The following is a 24,742-nucleotide window of genomic DNA, read 5'->3' as shown; positions in this document are numbered from 1 at the left end:
GTGCCATTCGTCGGTTAGTAGACAAGCATGAGGACATTGCGGTGGTGTATCCGGTTCATCTTAATCCGGCGGTGCAGGAAGCCGCTGCTACATATTTAGGTGAGCACAACCGGATTCAGCTTATTTCTCCGCTTGGTGCGGTAGACTTTCATAATTTTATGTCCCGTGCTCACTTAATTTTGACTGACTCGGGCGGTGTACAGGAAGAAGCGCCTGCATTCGGTGTGCCGGTGCTTGTATTACGTGATACGACTGAGCGTCCGGAGGGTATTGAAGCCGGTACGTTAAAATTAGCCGGGACAGATGAAGAGAGAATTTTTGCCCTGGCAGATGAACTACTGATGAGCCAGGATGTGTATGATAGTATGGCGAAAGCGGCGAATCCATATGGTGATGGAGAAGCGTCCCGCCGTATTTGTGAAGCTATCCTGCATTACTTTGGAATTCGTAGTGAGAAGCCTGCGCCCTTTCTTCCGAAAGGTACGCAGCAATAGCTCAATAGAAACAGAAGGAAAGAGCGCATTCTTCTAAAAAATGCGCTCTTTTTTGTTGAAATTCCGCTTTTGACCTAGGTGGATTGTCCATACCCATTCCCTTTCGCCTCTCATAGTATGCATTATGTGAAATCTCAAGGAGGGAATTGCTTATGCCAATCAATTTTGATGAATCGGCAAGCATTGGTGAGTGCGATGGTGTAATTGTTACACCTGGCAATTTGACACCAGCCGGGGCCCGTATTGTGAAAGTCCCTGTGCTCTTACAAGAAGTATCCGTTCAAATTCCATTGAAAGCACGGATCAAATTTCCTGATCCTGTGCTTGAAATCAAGAAAATCAAAAAGCGTGTAAAAGTGACACAATGTCGCTTAATCCAGCCTCGTACAACACGTGGGCCGCGTGGCAAGCTGTTCCTGAGCGGTTTTGTCCGCAAAAATATTCAGTATGCTACACCGTTCTGCGCAGACAAAGATGAAGTGTCTTCTCGTATTCGTTCGTTGACAGTAGATATCCCGTTTGATTGTGTAGTGGAGATTGATGAATTCTTAACGCCTCCTGTTGGGCCGTTCTTTAATGCTCGTCGTGAATTCGACTTCCTCGTTAACCAGCCATTGCCGGCCGGTTTCCCGGAAAAAGATGAATTGATGTCCAATGACTTGTCTCAATTCCATCAACAGAGCACGGAATTTTTCAATGAAATAATCTTCTGTGAGCTTGTGCGAAGCGACATTACTGAGTGGGATGAAGCGACAAATCGCAGACCGTTAAAGGATGGACCGTTTGAAGAAGGTGTATTCACGGAGCTTGTAGAAAAAATGGTGCTCGATCTTGTTCTTAAAGTTCTACAAAATCAGCAGGTGCGTGTCAATGCTCGTTGAAATAATTAAGAAGAGTAGACGGCGTAACAGCGCTGTGTGCTCTTCTTTTTTTTTGTCGGAGTAAGAAGTATGTGTCGCTGTAAGGTATGAAAGCAACATCTGCTTTTTGTTATGTAATTGATTTGTGAATCATAAAGTGAACAAATTTTAGAAACTATTCCCTATCACGAGGCGTCTAAATTAATTGGGAAAAACCACGCAATTATTTAAGAGAGGAGAAGGATGATGAGTAACTACACACGCAAGGTAATCGTGGCATTCATCGCGGTTATGGCAGCGATTGCTTTGCAGATGCCGCATCAGGCGATGGCTGCAGGTTCTCTGCAACAGGTGTCCGAATCCCCGCTGGGTGAAGGGACAACCCTCCTGAAATATCGGTATGTAATTGGAGGAAAAGCTTCTAATGTTTTTGTTACGCGTGTCGATCTGAACAATCCGTATGTTGATGTAGGACCGGTATATGGTACAGCCGGAAAGTTGACGAATCGCCAGAACGTAAAGAAAATGGCTGATGAAAAAGGGGCAGTTGCAGCGATTAATGCCGACTTTTTCCGTATGGATCGTAAAGGAGCTCCATTTGGCATTGTGCTGGATAAGGGTAAACTCGTATCTTCCATGGGAAAAATCAATAACTGGTACTCTTTTGGCCTGTTGAATGATAAGACAGCTATTGTCTCCCATCTTGGCTTTAAAGGTACAGTACAGGCACCTGATGGGACAACTGCTGTTATTCAGGGAGTCAATAAGGAAGAATACAATCCGACGAACGATAAAAGTCATTTGAATAAAATTAATCTGTATACATCCGACTTTGGCACGACCAGTCTGGGTGCGATTAAAGGATACGATGATGCAGTAGAAGTTCTGGTTGTGAATGATCAGGTGACGGATATGCGCATCGGCAATAAGACCGGCTATTCGATTCCACAGGGCGGATATGTGCTCTGGGGACACGGTGTTGGTAAGGAGTACTTGCTAAGTCATTTTAAAGTAGGTTCCCCGGTAACAGTAACGCTTCAGACGACGACTGATTTTCCGATAGGTGAACGTGAACTGTCCAGCGCTGTAGGCGGGCATATGCTGCTGGTGAAGGACGGAAATGCGCTTAGTAAGATTCCTGCGGACTCAATCGGAGGTAATCAGCCTCGTACCGCATTCGGAGTCTCACAGGACGGAAAAACGCTATATATGGTAATAGTAGAAGGGCCAAACCAGAGTCGTGGTGTTAATTTGGACGAGCTTGCTCAATTGATGAAGCAGCTAGGTGCTTACAATGCGGCCAACCTGGATGGAGGCGGCTCCACGACGATGGTAGCTCGCTACCCAGGCGATACACAAACGACGGTGTTAAACGTACCGAAGCTTGGTGCGACTTTGCGTAATGTGCCGACAGGTCTAGCTGTATTCAATACGGCACCTCCAGGCGAGTTTGCGAACTTCTTCATCACAAATGGTGATAAGACAATGATGGGCAAGCCGATTACAATGACTGTTAAAGCATACGACAAGCATTATAATCCGTATAAGCTAGACCCTGCGCAAATCACCTGGACAGCCAATCCGGCAGATGGCACATTCAATAAAAATATTTTCACCCCGAAACGGAGCGGTACGATTACTGTTACCGGTGAATATCAAGGTGTGAAGAAGAGCATGAACCTGAATGTAACCTCTCCGGAAGTGACGGACATTGTGATCTCACCATCGCCATTGGCGCTTCGCAGCGGCGGGCAGACTAACTTCTCCGTTTCGCTGAAAACAAAGAGCGGACAAGTTGTCGCCGCATCTCCCGGTGAAGTGAAAACATCGCTTACTCCCGGGCTTGGTACAGTACAAGGGTTTACCATTCAGGCAGAACAGACAAATAAATCGGGCGAACTTGTTGTTTCTTACAATAACATTATTCGCAAAGTTCCAGTTAGTGTGGGAACGAGATGGTCGTTCTGGACCAACACGGATAATCTGACTACGCTTAGCTATAATACGGTTCCGGCTTCCATAAGCGCTGACGGCTCCTTCCGTCAGACAACAGGAAATGAACCAGTAAAAGCGTCTAGTAAAGCGCTTCGTCTCGCGTATAACTTTGCAGGTTCTTCTAACGTGGATACCCGTTTCGCCTATGGTCGTTTCGGAACGACTACACTGGCAATGCCGGGTAAGCCACTCGGTATGAAGCTGTGGGTGTATGGTGACAACAGCGGTCATTGGTTGCGTGCTGAACTGGCTGATGCAAAAGGAAAAGTACATTATGTAGATCTTGCTAAGGAAATTAATTGGACAGACTGGAAAGAAATCGAAGCAAGCTTTCCAGCGGACATAGCCTATCCGGTATCGCTGAAAAGTCTGTATGTGGTAGATCCGGAGGATTCAACACTCAATCCACAAGGTGTGCTTTACTTTGACGAGATATCTCTGGAGTATGCGGGAAGCACGGCTCCAGTTACACCTCCGCCAACTCCTGCTCCTGGTTCCGGTTTCACTGATATTAAAGGTCATTGGGCGGAGGCAGTCCTGGTAGAGATGAATAAAAAAGGCATCGTTAGCGGTATTGCTCCTAACAAGATGGGACCGAATCTTCCAGTTACTCGCGGCCAATTCGTGTCATTTATGGACCGGGCATTTGGTTGGACGAAAAACGGTTCTCCTGCGGTCAAGTCTCCGTTTAAGGACAAGCTGCCGACGTATGCGCAGGCCTCTATCATGGCTGCCGTGGAGAAAGGAATCGTGTCCGGGTTTGATGATGGAACATTCGGAGCAGATAAACCCATTACTCGTGAACAGATGGCGGTTATCATGCACAATGCAATGAAAAAGGGATATGGAAATGCGGACAAGCCGGTCATTGCCAGCCCTTCTTTTAAGGACGCAGCTTCTTTCTCTGCCTATGCTAGGGAAAGTATTCTATTTCTGTCCGAGAGAGGATACCTTGTCGGAGACGAGCATGGAAACTTTGGGCCGAAGCGGACCGCCACACGCGCCGAGTCGCTCGTCGTACTGAATAGTATGCTGAAAAGTTCTTAATTTGTGTTAAATTGGTACTCCCTAGCAGGAATTCACTTTTTCTAATCGAATATAGTACGGGTATTTGTCAATAAAAGTGAGAGTGAGGGAGCCGAATTTATGAGTAATCGTGACGTAGTTATCGTAAGTGCAGTACGTACACCGATTGGGAGCTTCATGGGCGCGTTAAGCAACATTCCAGCTACGGAATTAGGTGCTATCGTTATTAGGGAAGCGCTGAAACGTGCGGACATTTCCGGCGATCAAGTAGATGAGGTTATCATGGGGAACATTCTGCAGGCAGGTCTTGGTCAGGGGCCGGCACGCCAAGCTGCAATAAAGGCCGAACTGCCGCATGAAGTTCCATCTACTACTATTAATAAACTATGTGGTTCCGGGTTGAAAGCTGTACATCTGGCTGCACAAGCGATACAACTCGGTGATGCGGACATCGTTGTCGCGGGCGGCATGGAGAACATGAGCCTGGCGCCGTATTTGATGCCGAAAGCACGTACCGGATATCGTATGGGCGACCAGAAAGTAATCGATAGCATGCTGTCGGACGGATTGATGTGTGCGTTCAATGATTGCCATATGGGGATTACTGCAGAGAACTTGGCTGATAAATATAGCATCACCCGCGAGGAACAGGATAAGTTCGCTGCATGGAGCCAACAAAAGGCGGAAGCGGCTATGAACGAAGGTAAGTTCGCGGATGAGATTGTTCCAGTGGAAATCCCGCAACGCAAAGGCGACCCCATTCTATTTGACAAGGATGAATTCCCACGGGCAGGCGTAACTGCAGAGCAGCTCGGCAAGCTGAAGCCAGCCTTTAAGAAAGAAGGAACAGTAACGGCAGGTAATGCTTCGGGCATTAATGACGGTGCTGCGGCACTTGTACTGATGAGTCGTGAACGTGCGGAGCAATTGGGTATTGCGCCTTTGGCGGTTATTCGTGCCAATGCAAGCGCGGGTGTTGACCCGTCGATCATGGGGATTGGTCCAGTGCCATCCACGAAAAAAGCATTGGAAAAAGCAGGATTGTCTATAGGCGATATCGACCTGGTCGAAGCGAACGAAGCATTTGCGGCGCAATCGCTGGCGGTAGGGCGTGAGTTAGGTATCCCGGATGAGAAGCTTAATGTCAATGGTGGGGCCGTAGCACTTGGACATCCAGTCGGTGCGAGCGGAGCCCGTGTGCTTGTGACACTGCTACATGAGATGAAACGCCGCGGTTCCCGATATGGGCTGGCGACGCTGTGCATCGGTGGAGGACAGGGTGTAGCTACCATTGTTGAAATGGAAAAATAGTTACGGTGTCAAGTGTTAAATAGGTAAATGACACATTTTACCCGTATAAAATTAGGATGTTTTGTCGAAAAAGTGACAATCCGTTTGCATATTGTTGACAAACGATAAATGCTTAAGTACTATGGTTAGGGACAATTATAGATCATACATAGTTATGACGGTTGTTCCTGACCTTTTCTTGAGAAAATTGATGTTTTTTGTCATATTTTTTTGGGAAAACTGGAAGCGTGTAAAAGCGAAAAACGGGAGGGGTGCCGTAGTTGAAACAGGACAAGAACGGACCTTTACGGGCTTTTGCATTAGTTGGAACCATAGGGGTAGAATTGGCTACCTCTGTTATTTTTGGCTTTTGGGCCGGACGTGCGGTTGATAATTGGCTGGGAACCGAACCATGGTTCTTGCTTGTTGGCTTATTGTTCGGTTTAGGAGTCGGCATACTAGGCGTTTTTTTCCTGGTGAAACAGTTCTTTGGAGATTGACATGGACAATTTTGCTTCATTGATTAAACAAGTATCTCGTTACATATTCATACTTTTCACGGCAGTTGTTCTATTGTGGTTGTTTATGCCGCAACGCGTATTATTTCAAGGGCTTATCCTTGGCATGCTGGCAAGCATGATCAACGGCTTCGTGCTTTATGTGAAAACGTTACAGGCCGGGGAGGCGGCGCTTAACCCTGGCAAACGGCTCCGTGGAGTAGGGATGTTACCTCGTTTTCTACTTGCCGGTTTCGCTGTCTATGTTTCCTTTAAGTTACCACATCTGTTCTCCTTCTATGGGGTTGTAATCGGACTGATGACTGTGCCGGTTGTTACATTTCTATCTGCTATCTCTCAATATTTATTGATAAAAAAATAATGCGCTTACGAAAGGGGTGAATGAGAAATGGAACACTACTCTCCGATTGTTCAGTTTGCAGGGCTTCGTTTTGATATTCCTGTAGTGCTGATGACTATTTTTACTTCTGTTCTGGTATTTATCCTTGTAATGTTTTGTACAAGAAACATGACGACTGGGGTACCTAAGGGTAAACAAAATTTCTTCGAATGGGTTATTGAGTTCATTCGTGGAATTGCCGGTCAATTTATGGATGCAAAAACCAGTACGAAGTTTATAACTTTGGCTTTAACGCTTTTTCTGTACATCTTTATAGGAAACCAGCTGGGTGTTATGATGAATTTTACTATTGAACATAGCCAACCGATCCCTTCACTGGGGATTACCCAAGAAGTAATTAGTGAACACGGTCATGAGGTTGAGCATAATGGTCAGAAGGAAAAAGCATTGGGCGTTGTTTGGTTTAAATCGCCAACAGCTTCGCCAAGCGTTACGTTCGGACTTGCGCTTATGATATTGTTATATGCGCACTATTTAGGCATTAGGAAAGATGCAGGCGGCTATGTAAAACACTGGTTCCAGCCGCATCCGCTAATGTTTATCCTGCATGTAATGGAAGAATTCATTATCAAACCACTGACGCTTCCGCTCCGTCTATTCGGTAACATTTTTGCGGGTGAGGTGCTCATTGCCTTCTTGTTGGCAGGCTCTGTGGCGGTGGTAAGCCTTCCGCTGATTGTCTGGTTGGGCTACTCTGTATTTGTTGGTAGTATACAAGCGTACATCTTTACTACTCTTGCTCTAGTGTACATTTCACAAAAAGTTGTGGATGACCACTAGGAACTGGTAAGCTAATCACTTTTTCATCCATAAAATTTGATTTTAACAATTTATTTAGGAGGGAAATCATAATGGATTTCGCAGTTTTGATTGGTTTAATTTTTGGTCTCGCCGCTGTTGGCGCAGGTATCGGTAACGGTCTTGTAGTTTCTCGTACAATTGAAGGTGTTGCACGTCAACCGGAAGCACGTGGTGGTTTGATGGGTCTTATGTTCCTTGGTCTGGGTCTTGTTGAGGCTGTTCCGATCATCGCAGTTGCTATTGGTTTCATGTATTTAGGCCGCTTAGGTTAATAAATAAAGAGACAACATTCAGCAATTGTATACTTTTACCGGGGCGGAGGCCGTTATCCTTCGCCTTCCTTTTGTACTTAGATGAATTCTTTTGCTACAGGAAAGGAGTTGACGGACTGTGGATATCCAACTCGGAACTATGCTGTTTCAAATTATTATGTTTCTAATCCTACTGGCACTTGTATCCAAGTTTGCAATGAAGCCGGCGATGTCTATACTGCAAAAACGCCAGGAGAATATTGAAGGACAAATCGCAGCTGCTGAGAAAGCGAATGCGGAAGCGCAAGGATTGCTCCAAGAGCAACGCGCTGAATTGAAAAAAGTTCGTGAAGAAGCACAGGCTATTCTGGAACGTGCGAAGAAACAAGCAGATGTGGAGGGGCAGGAAATCATGGCTGCTTCCCAGGCTCGGGCGGAGCGTATGATTGAAGATGCCAAGCTTGAGATTAACCGTGAGAAAGAAAAAGCAATCGCTTCTGTACGTGATCAAGTTGCAGGTCTTTCCGTGCTGCTTGCTTCCAAGATTATTGAAAAGGAAATGTCAGAAGCTGAGCAACAAGATACAATTGAGCAATTTATGAGACAGGTGGGCGGTCAAGTATGAGTGCTGTCGCAAAGCGCTATGCACGCGCCCTGTATGAAGTAGCCAGTGAAAAGCAGGCGATTGATACAACTGAAGTTGAATTGAATCAAATTACAGATATTATCAAGCAGAGCGATGAGCTGAACATGCTTTTAACTCATCCAAAAGTGACGGCGGCGGAAAAGAAGGGCATACTGAACGAATTATTTGTTGGTAAAGTTTCTGAAACGACGCTCGACTTTTTGAACCTTCTGCTAGAGCGCGGTCGTGAAGATGAACTGAACGATATCGCAAAGCAATTCACAGAGCTTTCCAATGAGGCGCGCGGCTTTGCCGATGCTACAGTGATTACGGCAAAACCGTTAACTGAGGCCGAACTGGAAAAAGTGGCTGAGCAATTCGGACAGAAAGTAAATAAAAAGCTGCGTGTAGCAACGAAAATCGATCCTTCCATTATCGGCGGTATCATCGTGCGCATCGGTGATAGACTGTATGATGGTAGCATCAAAGGCAAGTTGGCTCGCTTCACACAGCAAATTAAGCAAGCCCAAGTATGATAGATAGGGGTGAACCATAAGGTGAGTGCAATCAGACCAGATGAGATTAGTTCTCTGATTAAACAACAGATTGAAAAATATAAATCTGACATCCAAGTAGTGGATGTGGGCACGGTTATCCAGGTTGGTGACGGTATCGCGCGCGTTCACGGTTTGCAAAACGTTATGGCCGGTGAGCTTCTTGAATTCTCGAACGGCATTATGGGATTGGCGCAAAACCTGGAAGAAGATAACGTAGGTGTTGTTATTCTTGGACCTTATACGGATATTCGTGAAGGTGACGAAGTAAAACGTACGGGCCGCATCATGCAGGTTCCAGTAGGGGAAGCAATGCTTGGACGCGTTGTAAACCCGCTTGGTCAGCCGCTTGACGGTATGGGACCTATTGAAACGACGGAATTCCGTCCGATTGAAAGCCCGGCACCGGGTGTTATGGCACGTAAATCCGTACATGAGCCGCTGCAAACAGGTATGAAAGCCATCGATGCAATGATTCCGATCGGTCGTGGACAGCGTGAGCTTATTATCGGTGACCGTCAAACAGGTAAAACGGCGATCGCTCTCGATACCATCATCAACCAAAAAGGCAATGGCATGATTTGTATCTATGTAGCTATCGGTCAAAAGCAATCCACAGTTGCGGGTGTAGTAGAAACGCTTCGTAAGCATGGTGCGCTTGAATATACGATCGTTGTCTCTGCGACAGCGTCCGATCCGGCTCCGCTGCTATACCTTGCTCCATATGCAGGGGTATCGATGGGTGAATACTTTATGTATAAAGGTCAGCACGTACTGTGCGTATACGATGACCTTTCCAAGCAAGCAGCTGCATACCGTGAGCTGTCCCTTCTGCTCCGCCGTCCTCCGGGTCGTGAAGCATATCCAGGGGATGTATTCTACTTGCACAGCCGTCTTTTAGAGCGTGCTGCGAAGCTGAGCGATGATCTTGGCGGAGGTTCTTTGACTGCTCTGCCGTTTATCGAAACACAAGCAGGAGACGTATCTGCTTACATTCCTACGAACGTAATCTCTATCACAGACGGACAGATTTTCCTTGAGTCTAACCTGTTCCACTCCGGTCAACGTCCGGCGGTTAACACAGGTATCTCCGTATCTCGTGTAGGTGGTTCCGCTCAGATTAAAGCAATGAAAAAAGTTGCGGGTTCTCTTAAACTTGATCTTGCTCAATATCGCGAGCTGCAAGCGTTCGCCCAGTTTGGTTCTGATCTGGACAAAGCAACACAAGCTCGTCTGACTCGTGGTGAGCGCACAGCTGAAATTCTGAAGCAAGGCCAATTCGAGCCGATGCCGGTTGAAAAGCAGATTATTTCTATTTATGCGGCAACGAAAGGCTTCCTGGATGATATTCCGGTAGCTGACGTGCTTCGTTTTGAGAAAGAACTGCATGCTTACATCGATCATAATAAGAAAGAAATCTTCGACACGATTGTTAATACAAAGGAATTGCCACCGGAAGACCAATTGAACGCGGCAATCAACGAGTTCAAAAAAGGTTTTGCTGTATCCGAGTAATAGGAAAACACAGCTGCGTCAGCAGATGACAAAGCGACTAATTCAAGGAACAAAGGTGGTGAACAAACGTGGCCGGAGGACTTCGTGAAATAAAAGCACGCATCAAAAGCGTGCAGAACACACGCCAGATTACGAAAGCAATGAAAATGGTTGACGCCGCCAAGCTGCGCCGAGCGCAGGAGAGAGCGGAAGCGGCTCGTCCATATGCAGAAAAAATGCGTGAAGTTGTTATGAGTATTGCGGCTGGTACATCAGGTGCTAAGCATCCGATGCTTGATAGCCGTCCTGTAAAGAGAACGGGGTATGTGGTTATCACATCCGACCGTGGTCTTGCAGGCGGGTATAATGCGAACGTACTTCGCATGGTATCTCGTACCATCGCTGAACGCCATAAAAGCCAGGATGAATATACGATTTTCGTATTGGGCCGTAAAGGTCGCGATTTCTTTAAGAAGCGTAATTATCCGATTTCTGAGGAGTTCGTGAACATGTCTGATTCACCGACATTCGCAAGCATTAGGAATGTAGCACGCGGCGCTGTTCAAATGTTTGCCGATGGTGGAATCGACGAATTGTACCTCGTGTATAACAAGTTCGTAAGTGCCATTCAGCAAGAGCCAACGGAACTACGTCTGCTTCCGCTGGCTGATGTCGAGAAGGTGGAGGGAACACCAACATACGACTTCGAGCCATCTGCGGATGAGGTGCTTGCAGACCTGTTGCCGAAGTACGCGGAAACCCTTATCTTCAGTGCACTGCTGGACGCCAAAGCTAGTGAGCATGGTGCCCGCATGACGGCAATGGGCAACGCAACGGATAACGCAACAGACATGATTGAACGTTATACACTGTTCTATAACCGTGCCCGCCAGGCGGCGATTACACAGGAAATCGCGGAAATCGTTGGCGGAGCCAGCGCGCTCGAATAGGATTCGATGCGTTAGATAGGAGGGAAACAGATGAGCAAGGGACGCGTACTTCAGGTAATGGGTCCGGTCGTAGACGTTCAATTCGAACGCGGTCACCTGCCTGAAATTTATAACGCTGTTAAAATTGATGATACACTTGATAACGGTAAGAAAATTGAACTGACTCTTGAAGTTGCCCTTCACCTGGGCGATAACGTAGTTCGTACCGTTGCTATGTCTTCTACAGACGGTCTGGTACGTGGTATGGAAGTTGTCGATACAGGCAAAGCGATTTCTGTACCGGTTGGTGAGAAAACACTCGGTCGCGTATTTAACGTACTGGGTGAGCCGATCGACTTGAAAGAAGCTCCAGCGGATGTTGAATATCATCCGATTCATCGCCAACCACCAGCATTTGAAGAGCAATCTACAGCAGATGAAGTACTGGAAACAGGGATTAAGGTTGTAGACTTGCTTGCACCGTATGCAAAAGGCGGTAAAATTGGTCTGTTCGGTGGTGCGGGTGTAGGTAAAACCGTACTAATCCAGGAACTTATTAATAACATCGCGCAAGAGCACGGTGGTTACTCTATCTTCGCAGGTGTAGGGGAACGTACCCGTGAAGGGAACGACCTTTATCATGAGATGGTAGACTCCGGCGTTATTAGCAAAACATCCATGGTATTTGGTCAGATGAATGAGCCGCCAGGAGCGCGTCTGCGCGTAGCCCTGACAGGTCTGACAATGGCTGAGTACTTCCGTGATGTAGAAGGCCGTGACGTGCTTCTGTTTGTCGATAACATCTTCCGTTTCACGCAAGCTGGTTCCGAGGTATCCGCACTGCTCGGACGTATGCCGTCTGCGGTAGGTTACCAACCGACACTGGCAACAGAGATGGGTCAGTTGCAAGAACGTATTACATCCACGAAGAAAGGTTCTGTAACATCGATCCAGGCGATCTATGTACCGGCGGATGACTACACCGACCCGGCACCGGCAACAACGTTTGCCCACTTGGATGCAACAACCAACCTTGACCGTGGTATTTCCGAGCTTGGTATTTATCCTGCGGTAGATCCGCTTGCTTCTACATCTCGTATTCTGTCGCCAGCAGTTGTAGGACAGGAACATTATGATGTAGCTCGCGGCGTACAGTCTATTCTGCAGCGCTATAAAGAACTTCAAGACATCATTGCTATCCTAGGTATGGATGAGTTGTCTGACGAAGATAAACAAACCGTAAACCGTGCACGTAAAATTCAACGTTTTATGTCTCAGCCATTCCACGTTGCCGAGCAGTTCACTGGCTTCCCTGGAAAATATGTGCCGGTTAAAGAAACGGTACGTAGCTTCAAAGAAATTCTGGAAGGCAAGCATGACGATCTTCCGGAGGCGGCGTTCCTGTATGTAGGAACAATCGAAGAAGCGGTTGAAAAAGCGAAAAGCATGCAGTAGTTCAACCCTGATAATGGGGAGGGTTTCGTAAATGAATACAATTGAAGTCGAAATCGTTACTCCAGAACGGGTTGTCTACCGCGGAGACGCTCGCATCGTCGTAGCCAGAGGCGCAGAAGGGGATTTGGGTATTTTGCCCAATCACATTCCGATGGTTACTCCGCTTAAGATTGCTCCGATTCTGGTTAAGAAACACGATGGCGCAGATGATAAAATTGCGGTCAGCGGCGGTATGATGGAAGTTCGCAAGGATAAAGTAACGATTCTTGCGGAATCTGCCGAGCTTGCTGAAGAGATTGATGTAAACCGCGCAATAGCAGCAAAAGAGCGTGCCGAGCGCCGCCTTGCTGAAAGCGGAAAAGAAGATATTGATTTCAAACGTGCCCAGATGTCACTGCAACGCGCGATGACACGTCTTGATGTCGCTGGGAAGTAAATAAAGTATGATAAAAAAGCTCTCTTCGAGGATTTCGAAGAGAGCTTTTTTGCAGAAAAAGGACGATTGGTCGTGCCCGCGGTTTTTTCTTTACAGGATAACATTTGCTTTGTATGTTATAATGAGGAAAGGTTATTGTAGCAGATGATGTTCCTTGATAATATGTTCAAGCAGTTTTTCGCAAGAACGGCGAATGATCGTATATGTCTCAAGAAACGCTTCATCGCCGCGTGCCCATGGATCGGGTACATCTCCCGGACCTTCCGGATCGAATTCGCGCATCAGGTGAATATTTCCAGAGGTTAGGGCGCCTAACTGCCGAATATTGCTATGGTTTGTAGAATCCATGGCAATAACATAATCCCACTGGGTTAAATCGTTTGCTATGAACTGTCGGGCATATTGTCCGTTCAGTGAGATTCCATGTTTTTTTGCTATGCGTCTGGAACCCGGATCCGGAGGCTCGCCTGCATGGTAGCTTGCAGTGCCAGCTGAGTCGATCATGAAGTATTCACCCAATCCTTTTTCTTCCACCAGATGCCGAAACACTCCTTCCCCCAGTGGAGAGCGGCATATATTTCCCAAACAAACAAAGATGACACTAATTTTTTTTGTTTTCAAATAATCACTTCCTTATATAAATATGCTTTAATACATTGGCACACTTCTGTGGCCCAAGGCAGAAAAAAGAGGTTGAAGCTGGAAGCAATAACGCTGGACTTTTTAGTCGAAGCGCAAGACATCGTTAGTCTCTTGGCTTTAGCATTTCTTACCTTAATCTAGTAAAGCGTGTCAATATATTAAGTCACATACACATATAAATGTACCATAAGATTTGGGATTCCACTATTAGACAGTACCCAAGCCTTTTGGTATAATTGGATGGGATTTTCCACAATTTCCTGTTTTTTTGCTTGTTTTATTATAAAAAATTTACAAGTAAAGGTAGGGGGAAAGGTATGGCGACATTATACGCAAATAATTATTTCATTGTTGTCATTTTTCTCTCTCTAGGTGTTCTTTTGCCTGTGGTTGCGCTTACATTCGGGCGGCTTTTGCGTCCGAGCAATCCAACCGAGGAAAAGAGAAAAACCTATGAGAGCGGGGTTGACCCTGTAGGGTCCAGTTGGGTGCAGTTTAACGTTAAATATTATATTTTCGCTTTGTTATTTGTAATATTTGATGTTGAGACTGTATTTTTGTATCCGTGGGCAGTAGCTTATGATAGCCTTGGATTATTCGCACTAGTCGAAATGCTTATTTTTATTACACTGCTGATAATAGGGTTAATCTATGCCTGGAAAAAGAAGGTGTTGGAATGGAACTAAACTTGGAGAATATCAGCTTAGAGGAACGCAGAGAGCTTGAACGCAATGTGTTTTTCAGCACGGTTGAACAGTTGAAAGCCTGGGCACGTAGCAATTCGATCTGGCCGCTTACATTCGGGCTGGCCTGTTGTGCTATCGAAATGATGGGAACCGGAGGCGCTAACTGGGATACAGACCGTTTCGGCGTATTTTACCGGGCTTCACCGCGTCAGTCCGACTGTATGATCGTTTCCGGAACGGTAACGAAGAAGATGGCCCCTCTTGTCCGTCGCTTATACGACCAAATGGCCGAACCGAAATGGGTTATTGCTATGGGTTCCTGTGCTACGGCTGGTGGTCCTTATGTTCATTCGTACGCTGTCGTTAAAGGGGTGGATCAGATCATCCCGGTCGACGTATATATTCCGGGATGTCCTCCAAGCCCGCCTGCTTTAATTTATGGAATTAATAAATTGCAAGAGAAAATCCGATACGAAGCTAAAACCGGGAAGAAGGTGACCGGTGAATGAGCGAAGAGAAAAAGAAGCCTACGCCAGAAGAAAAAGCAAAGGCCGCTGCAGCTGCCAAAGCTGCCGCCGAAGCTAAAAGAAAGCGGATGGAAGCTGGAGCTGCGCAGTCCGCGCAAGGAGATGCTTCCGCTGAAGCTCCATCCAATACATCAGAAGCGGGCACAGAAGATATAGCAAAGGCCAAAGCGGATGCAGCCGCTAAAGCAAAAGCTGCTGCCGCTGCTGCTAAAGCAAAGGCGGCAGGTGAAACTGGTGGAGACGCGGATGCGAAGGCAAAAGCCGCAGCCGCTGCGAAGGCCAAAGCACAGGGAGCCACTGGTGGGGATGATGCGAAGGCAAAAGCCGCAGCCGCTGCGAAGGCCAAAGCACAGGGAGCCACTGGTGGGGATGATGCGAAGGCAAAAGCTGCCGCAGCTGCCAAAGCCAAAGCCGCAGCAGCCGCTGCTGCAAAGGCTAAAGCAACTGGCGGAGCTACCGGAGCGGAGGCGGAAGAACCCAAGAAGCCATCACCGAAGCAACCGGTACTGGATAAGATTGTGAAAGTTATAACAGAAAAATTTGGTACGGATGTGCTGGAGGATTCATATATTAATGAGCTTAGTGAGCATATTCCTACATTAATTGTTAAGAGAGAGAAGTGGCATGAGGTTGCCCGGTTCATGCATGATCATGAGGAATTGGCGTTTGATTACCTATCTCTAAGCCTCGGTGTAGATTATGAGACGTATATGGAATCTCTCGTTTATTTATACTCTTACAAGCATCGTAACAATGTATGCGTCAAAGTGAAGGTGGATCGAGATAACGCCAAGGTTTCATCCGTAATGGATATCTGGGCTGGTGCAGACTGGTTTGAGCGGGAAACGTATGACCTGCTTGGTATTACGTATGAAGGCCATGCCAACATGAAGCGAATTTTGCTTCCTGACACCTGGGTCGGACATCCGCTTCGCAAAGACTATGTACAATACGATGAGGAGGTATGAGGACATGAGCTCAAGCACAAAGCTACGAACGGAAGAAATGTTGCTCAACGTAGGTCCTCAACACCCGAGTACGCATGGGGTGTTTCGTCTGATTGTCAAAATCGACGGGGAAACGATTACGGAAGCTATCCCGGTTATTGGATACCTGCACCGTGGCACAGAAAAGCTGGCTGAAGATTTGAATTACACCCAGATTATTCCCTATACCGATCGGATGGACTATATTGCAGCGATGACGAATAACTACATGATGGTACATACGGTGGAAACATTGATGGGACTGGAGATTCCGGAGCGTGCGGAATATTTGCGCGTCATTGTAATGGAACTTCAGCGTGTAGCGAGTCACCTGCTTTGGTTTGGTACGTATTTACTAGATTTGGGTGCGCTCAGTCCATTGCTGTACGCTTTCGCAGATCGGGAGAAGATTCTCGCATTTTTCAACGAATTGTGTGGAGCACGTCTGACATATAATTATATGCGGGTAGGTGGCGTAAAGTGGGATGCTCCTGAAGGTTGGATTGAGAAGGTAAAAGAATTTGTTCCGTATATGCGTAAGCAAATTAATGATTACCATAAGCTTGTAACAGGAAACGAAGTGGTGATTAACCGGTTAACAGGAATTGGCGTTATTACGCAGGAAGATGCGATTAACTATTCACTGAGCGGCGTTCAGCTTCGTTCTACAGGTATGGCATGGGATTTGCGCAAGGATGCTCCATATTCTATATATGATCGCTTCAAGTTTGAAGTGCCAACAGAGACGGCAGGCGATTGTTTTGCCCGCTATAAAATCCGTTTCAGAGAAATGCAGGAGTCTCTTAATATCGTTGAGCAAGCACTTGAACAATTCCCGAAGGAAGGGGAAATCATGGCTAAGGTCCCGCGTGTGCTCCGTACGCCACAAGGAGAAGCATTTACAAGAATTGAAGCGCCACGCGGAGAGATTGGCTGTTATATTTCAAGCAATGGAAAAGATAAGCCGTATCGCATCAAGTTCCGTCGACCTTCCTTTGCAAATCTGCAAGTTCTTCCCAAGCTTGTCAAGGGACAGAACATCGCCGATATGGTAGCGATTCTTGGCAGTATTGATATTGTGCTTGGGGAGGTAGACGGCTAATGGGGGCTTATCTTGAACAAAGCTTTGGGCTCCAGAATAGTCTGGTGTTCATTCTTTCGGCAGTTGTCTTGCTGGCCATCGTACTTGGCTTTGTAACGTACTCGATTTATTTTCAACGCAAAATCCTTGGTTGGATGCAGCTGAGAATAGGCCCGAATCGGGTAGGTCCATTCGGTTTGCTGCAAACAGTGGCTGACGTATTGAAGCTATTGCTTAAGGAAGATATTATTCCGAAAGCTGCCGACAAACCGCTCTTTATCATTGCGCCTGTTATCGCCTTTGTGCCTGCTTTTGGGGTGCTTGCGGTTATGCCGTTCACTGATAAGCTGCATTTTGCCGATGTCGGGGTCGGACTTCTGTATTATATTGCCCTTTCTGGTATTACAGTGTTAGGGGTCATCACTGGCGGATGGGCATCAAATAATAAGTGGGCTCTTATTGGGGCGATGCGCTCCGCTGCCCAGATGATTAGTTATGAAATTCCACTTGTTATGTCTGTTGTTGGTGTCATTCTTATGACAGGAAGCCTGAATCTTATCGATATTGTCGAGAAGCAAAAAGAGATGGGCATGTGGTTTTTCATTCCGCAATTTTTGGGCTTCATTATCTTTATTATTGCACAGCTTGCCGAACTGAGCCGGACACCATTCGACCTAACGGAAGCAGAGTCCGAGCTTATTTCCGGCTATCATGTTGAGTATAGCGGATTTCGCTGGGCATTCTTCATGCTAACTGAGTATGTGTACATTTTTGCTATGGCATCCTTAACTACGGTATTGTTCCTGGGCGGATGGCTGCCACCGATTGAATATTTAAGCTTTATTCCCGGTATTATCTGGTTTGCGTTAAAATTTGTTGCGATTGTTTTCTTTATTTTCTGGTTGCAGGCTACGTTTCCTCGTATGCGTGTAGACCAGCTCATGCAGATGGGGTGGAAGGTGCTTTTGCCGCTTTCGCTTGTCAATATCCTGGTTACCGCTGTGTTAAAAACGGTCCTATAAAAGAGGTGATAGTATGCTAGGCTTTGCCAAGGGTATGGCTTACACATTCAAACAGTTAACCAAAAAGAAAGTTACCCATATGTATCCGGACCAAGAGATGGTTTGGCCGGAGCGTTTCCGTGGCATTCAGCATTTCGCCCCTGAAAAATGCATAGTGTGTAACCAGTGTGCCCGGATTTGTCCAACGAACTGTATTAATCTTATTGGGAAGAAGAGCGAGGATCCGAACAAAAAAGGAAAAGTTATCGACACGTATGATATTAACTTCGAAATTTGCATCTTGTGCGATTTATGTACAGAAGTATGTCCGACTGAAGCGATTGTGATGACGACTAATTTTGAACTGGCATCATACAGCCGTGACGAATTGTTTAAGAATTTGGAGTGGCTGGATGACAATAACACGAACGTGCGGGGAGGAGATGCGTAATGACAGGAGAGTTCATCGCATTTTTCATTCTTGCCCTGTTGACCATCGGGGGAGCGGTCTTCATGATTAGCTTCACTCGAGTTGTACATATGGTGGTGGCGCTGGCATTTACGTTTCTGAGCATCGCTGGCATATACGTGTTGCTGGAGGCTGAATTCGTCGGCATGGTACAAATTCTCGTCTATTCTGGGGCAATTTCGATTCTAATGCTGTTCGGAATTATGCTGACGCGTCACGATGCCTCGGAAGTTGAAGAAGGGAAAAATCCGGCGAAGTGGCTAATTCGCGTGGGAATTGCAGTGTTTTTTATTATTGTTTTCTTTGGAATTCAAAGCGTTCAGTGGAGCGACAAGCCAGCTGATTTCACACAAAAAGATAATGTCAAGGAAATCGGCGTGCAGATGTTTACCAATTATGTCATTCCGTTTGAAACGGTTTCCGTTCTTCTGCTAGTGGCGCTTGTCGGAGCGATTATTCTGGCTAAGAAGGAGGCGGAAGACGAATGAGTGTACCGATCACATCCTACTTATTGGTAGCGTTAATTTTATTCTGCATCGGTTTATATGGAGCACTGACCAAGCGTAATGCTGTGGTTATCCTGCTATCGATTGAGCTGATGCTGAATGCGGTCAATATTAATCTTGTCGCATTCGCCAAGTACGGCATGTTTCCGAATATTTCGGGACAAATCTTTTCGCTGTTTACAATTACGGTGGCGGCAGCCGAAGCAGCCGTGGGGCTGGCCATTCTCATCTCCCTATATCGCAACCGCAACACGGTACGGGTGGATGAGATGAACTTAATGAAGCGATAGAGAAAAGGACTGGTGATTATGGAAATGATAGCGAATGCCTGGCTTGTACCGTTCTTTCCGCTTTTAGCTTTCGTGCTGCTTGTTGCCTTCGGACGCCAGCTGAAAGAATCGGCGGCGTATGTTGGTATTCTTGCCACTGCTGCTTCGTTCGTAGTGGCGCTGCTAATATTTTTCGAGCGGTTTGGCGACGGCGCCAAGGACTATATTAATACTAGCTTTCACTGGATTACATTTGCTGGGCAAAAGATTACGATGGGCTTTGAAGTCAACCAGTTGAATGCTATGATGCTTGTAATCGTAACACTGGTGAGCATGCTGGTGAATATTTATTCCCGTGGCTACATGCAAGGGGATGAACGTTTCCCTGTATTTTATCAATATCTTGCCCTGTTCACCTTCTCAATGCTGGGCGTCGTGCTTTCACCGAACATTCTGCAGCTGTACATATTCTGGGAGCTTGTTGGAGTATGTTCATTTTTGCTTGTCGGGTTCTACTTCTATAAACCGGAAGCGAAGGCAGCGGCTAAGAAAGCATTCATTGTTACCCGTATCGGTGACGTAGGACTATTCATCGGACTCACCCTCACCTTTTGGTGGATGGGAAGCTTCAACTATAGTGATATCTTCGACAAAATCCAAACGGGCGCCGTGGAAGAGTGGAAGATTACGCTAATTGGTATTCTCGTATTTATTGGTGCGGTCGGTAAATCCGGCCAATTCCCGCTGCATACGTGGTTACCTGATGCGATGGAAGGCCCAACGCCTGTTAGTGCGCTCATCCATGCTGCAACAATGGTTGCTGCGGGTGTGTATTTGGTAGCCCGCATGTACGATTTATACCTTGCTTCTCCAATAGCGACTGAAGTTATTGCCTATGTAGGTGGATTTACCGCCATTTTTGCGGCTTCAATTGGTCTGACGCAAAGAGATATCAAGCGGGTTCTTGCATATTCCACCGTTAGCCAGTTAGGTTATATGATGCTGGCGTTAGGGGCAGCCAGTGCTGCTGGATATGTGGCAGGGACGTTTCATTTGATGACGCATGCATTCTTTAAAGCTCTATTATTCCTTGCTGCGGGCAGTGTTATACATGCTGTTCACACACAGGATATTTTTGAGATGGGCGGTTTATGGAAGAAGATGCGCATCACAGGCCTTGTTTTTTTAGTCGGATGTTTGGCGATTGCAGGTGTACCGCCGTTCGCAGGCTTCTGGTCGAAGGAAGAAATTCTTGTTGCAACGCTCACATCCGGTCATGTTGATCTCTTTATTATTGCTCTTATTGCAGCTTCGTTTACCGCATTCTATATGTTCCGTCTGTTCTTCCTCACATTCAGTGGGCAGGCACGGGGCGGCGCTGATGCGCATGAGTCTCCAGGCGTTATGACGATGCCGATGCTAGTGCTGGCTGTGTTGGCGGTTGTAGCCGGATTTATCAATACGCCGTGGAAGCCAGCACTCGGTGAATGGTTAACGAATGGATTTACGATGTTTAATGCAGGTGAGCATGGTGCAGAACATGCTGCACCGATTTGGGTGACGCTACTTGCGGTAGGTGTATCGGTCGCAGGTATTGCACTTGCCTGGTATATGTACGGCAAGGGAACAATCCCGAAAGGCGAGGGTGGAGTATTCTATCGTCTATCGTTCCGAAAATATTATATTGATGAACTATATAATGCTGTGTTTGTCAGACCGCTGCGTGCGTTTGGCAAAGGCATGTATGTGTTTGATGTATGGGTAGTGGACGGCCTGGTGCGTCTTGTTGCCGCGCTTACACGCGGCATAGGTGGTGTAGGCGCCCGAGTTCAGAATGGACAGATACAGACATATGGAGCGATTGCCTTTATCGGACTGGTATTGTTGCTTGCCGGTCTAACAATTGCAGGGGGGTATGTGGAGCAATGGCGAACTATTTTCTTACAATCCTAACGTTTTCACCGCTTTTGGGTGTGCTGCTGCTCGCCTTTGTTCCAAAAAGCCTGCCCGGCACAATCAAAGCGCTTGGCACTTTGGCCACGCTCGTTCCGCTCGTATTGGCTCTTATGCTATACGCCAATTTCAATTCTGCGGCAGAAGGTTTGCAGCTTGTGCAACAATGGAACTGGATTAACATTCCGGTTGGCGATCAGGCGATTCCGATTAATTTTGAAGTCGGTATAGATGGTCTGTCGATGCCGCTTCTTGTGTTAACTACAGTGATTGCTACGATATCGGCTCTTGCAGCACTGACTGTTAACAAGCGGTGGAAAGAGTTCTACATTTTATTTTTAATCGTAGAGATGGGGATGCTGGGCGTCTTTACGTCTGCTAACCTGTTTCAGTTCTTTATTTTCTTTGAATTTACGATCATCCCGATGTTCTTCATGATGGGGATTTGGGGCTATAAGGATCGGGAGAAAGCTTCAATGAAGTTTTTGCTGTATAACGGTGTTGGATCAGCGATTATGCTGATCGTATTCGTAGCGCTGTTTATTTTGATGGGGACATTGAATATGGAAGAAATTAAGCAATTGCTTACCAGTCCGATGTCACCGCGCAATGTGCCTGATATGCAAGGTTTCATTCCGGAAAGTCTGCGTCTGGGCCTGTTCCTTGCACTTTTGGCAGCCTTCGCGATCAAAATCCCTATCGTTCCATTTCATACGTGGATGTTGAAAGCATATCAGGAGGCCCATCCGGCTGTCATCATGATTTCATCCGGTGTGTTAATTAAAATCGGGGGCTATGCGTTGATTCGCATGAATGCAGCATTTTTTCCGGAATGGATGGAGCAGCTCTCAACACTCATCGCGGTGCTAGGCGTTATCAATATTCTGTATGGTGCGGTTCTTGCGCTCGTTCAGGATGAATTGAAGCTAATGCTGGCGTATTCCAGCGTCAGTCATATGGGGATTGTGTTGCTTGGTCTTGCAGCGATGAACGCCGAAGGGTTTCAGGGTGCGATTTTCCAGATGGTATCGCATGGGTTGATTGCCGCGCTTATGTTCTACATAGTCGCGCTTATCCATGAGCGAACAGGCACAAGCAATATTCGGGAGCTGGGCGGCCTTGCGAAATCAATGCCGATAATTAGTGGCATTCTGCTTACAGCTATGATGGCATCTGCCGGACTTCCAGGAATGTCCGGGTTCATTAGCGAGTTTATGTCGTTTGTCGGCTTGTTCGGTACAAAGCCGATTATTGCCGCCATCGGCGCCCTTGGCATTATCCTGACAGCGGTATATTTGCTTCGTGCGACGCTTGGTGCAACGTTCGGACCGATTCAGCAGAAACACGAATCGTTATCTGACGCACAAGCGATCGAAGTCGTGCCAATGGTTGTTCTGTTAAGCCTGGTCATCTTAATCGGCATATATCCTGCTGTATTGAGTGAACCGCTACAGACAACGCTGCAAAATATCGTGCCAAGGATAGGAGGGTAAAACCGATGAATGGTGCTAGTAAATGGGGTAATCTTGCTCAATATGATTGGACAGTGATGAGCCCTGAATTTACCATACTAGGTGTCGCTACACTCCTCTCGCTGCTCGATTTGGTGATGAATAAAAATTCCGATCGGCGTATTCTCGCCTGGATCGGTTTTATTGGAATCCTTATTGCGGGATACTTTGTAGTTCAGAACACCGGTCAAAACGTCGTGTCCATTCTAAACGACATGTATCGTCTGGATGGATTCGCTAATGCGTTCAAGCTCATTTTCCTGGTGGGCGTGGCATTCGTGTTTCTTATTTCTATCAGCTATGTGGATGAGAAACAAAATGTAAAGCATTCAGGTGAATATTATTATTTGATGCTCATGGCACTGCTTGGCGCCATGTTGATGGCTTCCTCTGCTGATTTAATTACGTTATTTGTAGGGCTTGAGCTTCTTTCGATTGCTTCCTACATTATGGTCGGTACAAGAAAGAACCATATTCAATCGAATGAATCAGCATTTAAGTATGTTGTATCAGGAGGAATTGCCTCCGCCGTGACGCTGTATGGGATGTCGTTCATTTATGGACTTACTGGTTCGACGAATCTTTATATCATGGCTGAACGACTGTCTAACGTGTTCCAGAACGGCTTTGATTTTCTTGTGTATCTATCATTTTTTCTGATGCTGGTTGGGCTTGCATTTAAAATTTCTGCGGTTCCTTACCATATGTGGGCGCCCGATGTATACCAGGGAGCGCCAACGCCGATCACCGCCTTTTTGTCTGTCGTGTCGAAAGCAGCGGGGTTTGCGATTATTCTGCGCATTTTCCTGATTATCTTCGGCAATCTAGTGAACCTGGATATGACGAATGGACAACAAAGCTCTGTTCTAGTAGATACGCTCGGTCTTTATATCGCGATTGTTGCGGGTGCGTCTATGATTATCGGGAATACATTGGCGATGCGTCAAGTCAATATAAAACGAATGATGGCGTACTCCGGCATCGCGCAGGCGGGATATTTACTTGTTCCATTTGCGACGCTTACAGTGTTGATGTTCGAGCAAACCATTTTCTATCTGGTGGCGTACTTGCTGGCTAATATGGGTGCCTTTGCGATTATTATGCTGGTGAACCGTGATCGGCAGACGGAGGACGTGAAATCATTTGCTGGATTGTACCATCGAGCGCCGTGGATGGCGATAGCGATGACCTTCTTCTTGTTATCGCTTGCCGGACTCCCGATTAGTGCTGGCTTCTTCGGCAAGTTCTATATCTTTATGAGCACGATTGTGCACAGCAGTTATTGGTTGGCCGGCATTATGCTGGCGACAAGTGTCGTTTCGTATTTCTACTATTTTAGTGTGATTCGTCAGATGTACATGCGGCCGGGTCAGACGGAAGCACCGCTGAAAGTGCCGTTCACTATTGCAGCAGTCGTACTGGTTGCACTGGCGGGAACCATTGCGGTCGGTATTATGCCTGACCCTGTATTGCAGTATATTCATCATAACTTTCCGCTTCAGCAAATGTTCCAGGCTAGTGGACAGTAGAATGAATCTACAATCAGCGGGGATTCTCTCCTTCCCCCACTGTGCTTCTTTGTCCTCTCAAGCGTAGAGGTAGGGTGCTTACTGCCCGTTAAACGGAGGATAAAAACGGAATACGTTTGGTGAAAATGTTCCCCAATGCTGATTGTGATACAATAGGCGGGGAACATTTTTTTTGGGGAAGAAAAGCAAGGAAGAAAGAAGGAGGAACCTAATGATGGCAATAGCCGGAGTGATTAATATTTTACTTTCGCTTGTGTTTATCGCATTAAGTTTTTGGGCATTACAGGCGTTTCGCTTTGACCTGTTTGTAAGCAATCCGAAAGGACCCCGGGCTATATTATTGCAAATTTTTTTATCGATCTTCATCGGACACGGTGTAGCTTCGTTTTTTACCGAATATTTCGGTTGGACGCAGCTTTTGCGACAGTTTTTCTAACGTTCGGGCAGTATAGAC

The 24,742-nt window shown here is 46.6% G+C and carries 27 protein-coding genes; 26 read left to right on the top strand and 1 reads right to left on the bottom strand.

The features are described 5' to 3' along the window. From HMPREF0083_RS23710 to HMPREF0083_RS23645, 14 genes are all read left to right on the top strand, one after another. The coding region (locus HMPREF0083_RS23710; RefSeq protein WP_021624459.1) for a UDP-N-acetylglucosamine 2-epimerase at positions 1 to 494 on the top strand (494 nt) is incomplete at its 5' end. 152 nt (positions 495 to 646) lie between these two features. Then, positions 647 to 1,375, top strand: coding sequence for a CsxC family protein (locus HMPREF0083_RS23705; RefSeq protein ID WP_021624457.1), 729 nt, complete (start codon positions 647 to 649; stop codon positions 1,373 to 1,375). Between the two features lie 222 nt (positions 1,376 to 1,597). Next, entirely contained in the window at positions 1,598 to 4,396 is a 2,799-nt protein-coding gene (locus HMPREF0083_RS23700; protein ID WP_021624456.1) for a phosphodiester glycosidase family protein, read from the top strand. 99 nt (positions 4,397 to 4,495) lie between these two features. Continuing rightward, positions 4,496 to 5,686 (top strand): acetyl-CoA C-acetyltransferase, encoded by a 1,191-nt coding sequence (locus HMPREF0083_RS23695; protein WP_021624455.1) that lies wholly within the window; start codon positions 4,496 to 4,498, stop codon positions 5,684 to 5,686. Between the two features lie 260 nt (positions 5,687 to 5,946). Continuing rightward, a complete protein-coding gene (locus HMPREF0083_RS23690; protein ID WP_021624454.1) occupies positions 5,947 to 6,165 on the top strand; it encodes an AtpZ/AtpI family protein in 219 nt (72 codons plus the stop codon). A gap of 1 nt (position 6,166) precedes the next feature. Continuing rightward, the gene (locus HMPREF0083_RS23685; RefSeq protein ID WP_021624453.1) at positions 6,167 to 6,544 is read left to right on the top strand and encodes an ATP synthase subunit I; all 378 of its coding nucleotides are present in this window, start codon (positions 6,167 to 6,169) and stop codon (positions 6,542 to 6,544) included. 27 nt (positions 6,545 to 6,571) lie between these two features. Next, positions 6,572 to 7,363, top strand: a complete 792-nt coding sequence (gene atpB / locus HMPREF0083_RS23680) for a F0F1 ATP synthase subunit A (RefSeq protein WP_021624452.1) — start codon at positions 6,572 to 6,574, stop codon at positions 7,361 to 7,363. A gap of 71 nt (positions 7,364 to 7,434) precedes the next feature. Beyond that, a complete protein-coding gene (gene atpE / locus HMPREF0083_RS23675; protein WP_021624451.1) occupies positions 7,435 to 7,656 on the top strand; it encodes a F0F1 ATP synthase subunit C in 222 nt (73 codons plus the stop codon). A gap of 139 nt (positions 7,657 to 7,795) precedes the next feature. Continuing rightward, positions 7,796 to 8,260, top strand: a complete 465-nt coding sequence (gene atpF, locus HMPREF0083_RS23670) for a F0F1 ATP synthase subunit B (protein WP_051354788.1) — start codon at positions 7,796 to 7,798, stop codon at positions 8,258 to 8,260. Next, entirely contained in the window at positions 8,257 to 8,796 is a 540-nt protein-coding gene (locus tag HMPREF0083_RS23665) for a F0F1 ATP synthase subunit delta (RefSeq protein WP_021624449.1), read from the top strand. The genes atpF and HMPREF0083_RS23665 overlap by 4 nt, the downstream gene beginning before the upstream one ends. 21 nt (positions 8,797 to 8,817) lie before the next feature. Next, a complete protein-coding gene (gene atpA, locus HMPREF0083_RS23660) occupies positions 8,818 to 10,329 on the top strand; it encodes a F0F1 ATP synthase subunit alpha (RefSeq protein WP_040304717.1) in 1,512 nt (503 codons plus the stop codon). Positions 10,330 to 10,397: 68 nt separating this feature from the next. Continuing rightward, positions 10,398 to 11,258, top strand: coding sequence for an ATP synthase F1 subunit gamma (atpG, locus tag HMPREF0083_RS23655; protein ID WP_021624447.1), 861 nt, complete (start codon positions 10,398 to 10,400; stop codon positions 11,256 to 11,258). Between the two features lie 30 nt (positions 11,259 to 11,288). Then, on the top strand, positions 11,289 to 12,692 hold the full coding sequence (atpD, locus tag HMPREF0083_RS23650) for a F0F1 ATP synthase subunit beta (protein WP_021624446.1): 1,404 nt from the start codon (positions 11,289 to 11,291) through the stop codon (positions 12,690 to 12,692). A gap of 31 nt (positions 12,693 to 12,723) precedes the next feature. Further along, a complete protein-coding gene (locus HMPREF0083_RS23645; RefSeq protein WP_021624445.1) occupies positions 12,724 to 13,128 on the top strand; it encodes a F0F1 ATP synthase subunit epsilon in 405 nt (134 codons plus the stop codon). Between the two features lie 132 nt (positions 13,129 to 13,260). Here the strand turns inward: HMPREF0083_RS23645 and HMPREF0083_RS23640 are convergent, their stop codons facing one another. Further along, entirely contained in the window at positions 13,261 to 13,749 is a 489-nt protein-coding gene (locus tag HMPREF0083_RS23640) for a low molecular weight protein-tyrosine-phosphatase (RefSeq protein ID WP_040304715.1), read from the bottom strand. A 338-nt stretch (positions 13,750 to 14,087) separates the two neighbouring features. Between HMPREF0083_RS23640 and HMPREF0083_RS23635 the strand changes: the two genes are divergently transcribed. The 12 genes from HMPREF0083_RS23635 (at position 14,088) to HMPREF0083_RS23580 (ending at position 24,724) form a co-directional block, all read left to right on the top strand. Further along, on the top strand, positions 14,088 to 14,456 hold the full coding sequence (locus tag HMPREF0083_RS23635; protein ID WP_040304713.1) for an NADH-quinone oxidoreductase subunit A: 369 nt from the start codon (positions 14,088 to 14,090) through the stop codon (positions 14,454 to 14,456). Further along, positions 14,447 to 14,965, top strand: a complete 519-nt coding sequence (locus HMPREF0083_RS23630; RefSeq protein ID WP_021624441.1) for a NuoB/complex I 20 kDa subunit family protein — start codon at positions 14,447 to 14,449, stop codon at positions 14,963 to 14,965. The genes HMPREF0083_RS23635 and HMPREF0083_RS23630 overlap by 10 nt, the downstream gene beginning before the upstream one ends. Then, on the top strand, positions 14,962 to 15,951 hold the full coding sequence (locus HMPREF0083_RS29880; RefSeq protein ID WP_021624440.1) for an NADH-quinone oxidoreductase subunit C: 990 nt from the start codon (positions 14,962 to 14,964) through the stop codon (positions 15,949 to 15,951). The genes HMPREF0083_RS23630 and HMPREF0083_RS29880 overlap by 4 nt, the downstream gene beginning before the upstream one ends. Positions 15,952 to 15,955: 4 nt before the next feature. Beyond that, positions 15,956 to 17,071, top strand: coding sequence for an NADH-quinone oxidoreductase subunit D (locus HMPREF0083_RS23620; RefSeq protein ID WP_040304711.1), 1,116 nt, complete (start codon positions 15,956 to 15,958; stop codon positions 17,069 to 17,071). Further along, complete coding sequence (gene nuoH, locus HMPREF0083_RS23615) at positions 17,071 to 18,072, top strand: NADH-quinone oxidoreductase subunit NuoH (protein WP_021624438.1); 1,002 nt, start codon at positions 17,071 to 17,073, stop codon at positions 18,070 to 18,072. The genes HMPREF0083_RS23620 and nuoH overlap by 1 nt, the downstream gene beginning before the upstream one ends. A gap of 13 nt (positions 18,073 to 18,085) precedes the next feature. Then, the gene (gene nuoI, locus HMPREF0083_RS23610) at positions 18,086 to 18,502 is read left to right on the top strand and encodes an NADH-quinone oxidoreductase subunit NuoI (protein WP_021624437.1); all 417 of its coding nucleotides are present in this window, start codon (positions 18,086 to 18,088) and stop codon (positions 18,500 to 18,502) included. Next, positions 18,502 to 19,008 carry an NADH-quinone oxidoreductase subunit J gene (locus HMPREF0083_RS23605; RefSeq protein WP_021624436.1) on the top strand — a complete coding sequence of 169 codons (507 nt, stop codon included), beginning with the start codon at positions 18,502 to 18,504 and terminating at the stop codon, positions 19,006 to 19,008. Before nuoI ends, HMPREF0083_RS23605 begins: the two co-directional genes overlap by 1 nt. Then, positions 19,005 to 19,316 carry an NADH-quinone oxidoreductase subunit NuoK gene (gene nuoK, locus HMPREF0083_RS23600; protein ID WP_021624435.1) on the top strand — a complete coding sequence of 104 codons (312 nt, stop codon included), beginning with the start codon at positions 19,005 to 19,007 and terminating at the stop codon, positions 19,314 to 19,316. Before HMPREF0083_RS23605 ends, nuoK begins: the two co-directional genes overlap by 4 nt. A gap of 24 nt (positions 19,317 to 19,340) precedes the next feature. Further along, positions 19,341 to 21,248 (top strand): NADH-quinone oxidoreductase subunit L, encoded by a 1,908-nt coding sequence (gene nuoL / locus HMPREF0083_RS23595; protein WP_378431553.1) that lies wholly within the window; start codon positions 19,341 to 19,343, stop codon positions 21,246 to 21,248. Continuing rightward, a complete protein-coding gene (locus HMPREF0083_RS23590) occupies positions 21,221 to 22,741 on the top strand; it encodes a complex I subunit 4 family protein (protein ID WP_021624433.1) in 1,521 nt (506 codons plus the stop codon). The genes nuoL and HMPREF0083_RS23590 overlap by 28 nt, the downstream gene beginning before the upstream one ends. A gap of 5 nt (positions 22,742 to 22,746) precedes the next feature. Further along, complete coding sequence (gene nuoN / locus HMPREF0083_RS23585; protein ID WP_021624432.1) at positions 22,747 to 24,288, top strand: NADH-quinone oxidoreductase subunit NuoN; 1,542 nt, start codon at positions 22,747 to 22,749, stop codon at positions 24,286 to 24,288. 211 nt (positions 24,289 to 24,499) lie between these two features. Continuing rightward, entirely contained in the window at positions 24,500 to 24,724 is a 225-nt protein-coding gene (locus tag HMPREF0083_RS23580) for a DUF1146 family protein (RefSeq protein WP_040304709.1), read from the top strand. Positions 24,725 to 24,742: the final 18 nt, after the last annotated feature.

The organism is Aneurinibacillus aneurinilyticus ATCC 12856 (assembly GCF_000466385.1).
Lineage (GTDB): Bacteria > Bacillota > Bacilli > Aneurinibacillales > Aneurinibacillaceae > Aneurinibacillus > Aneurinibacillus aneurinilyticus.
This window is presented reverse-complemented; position numbering and strand designations above follow the sequence as displayed.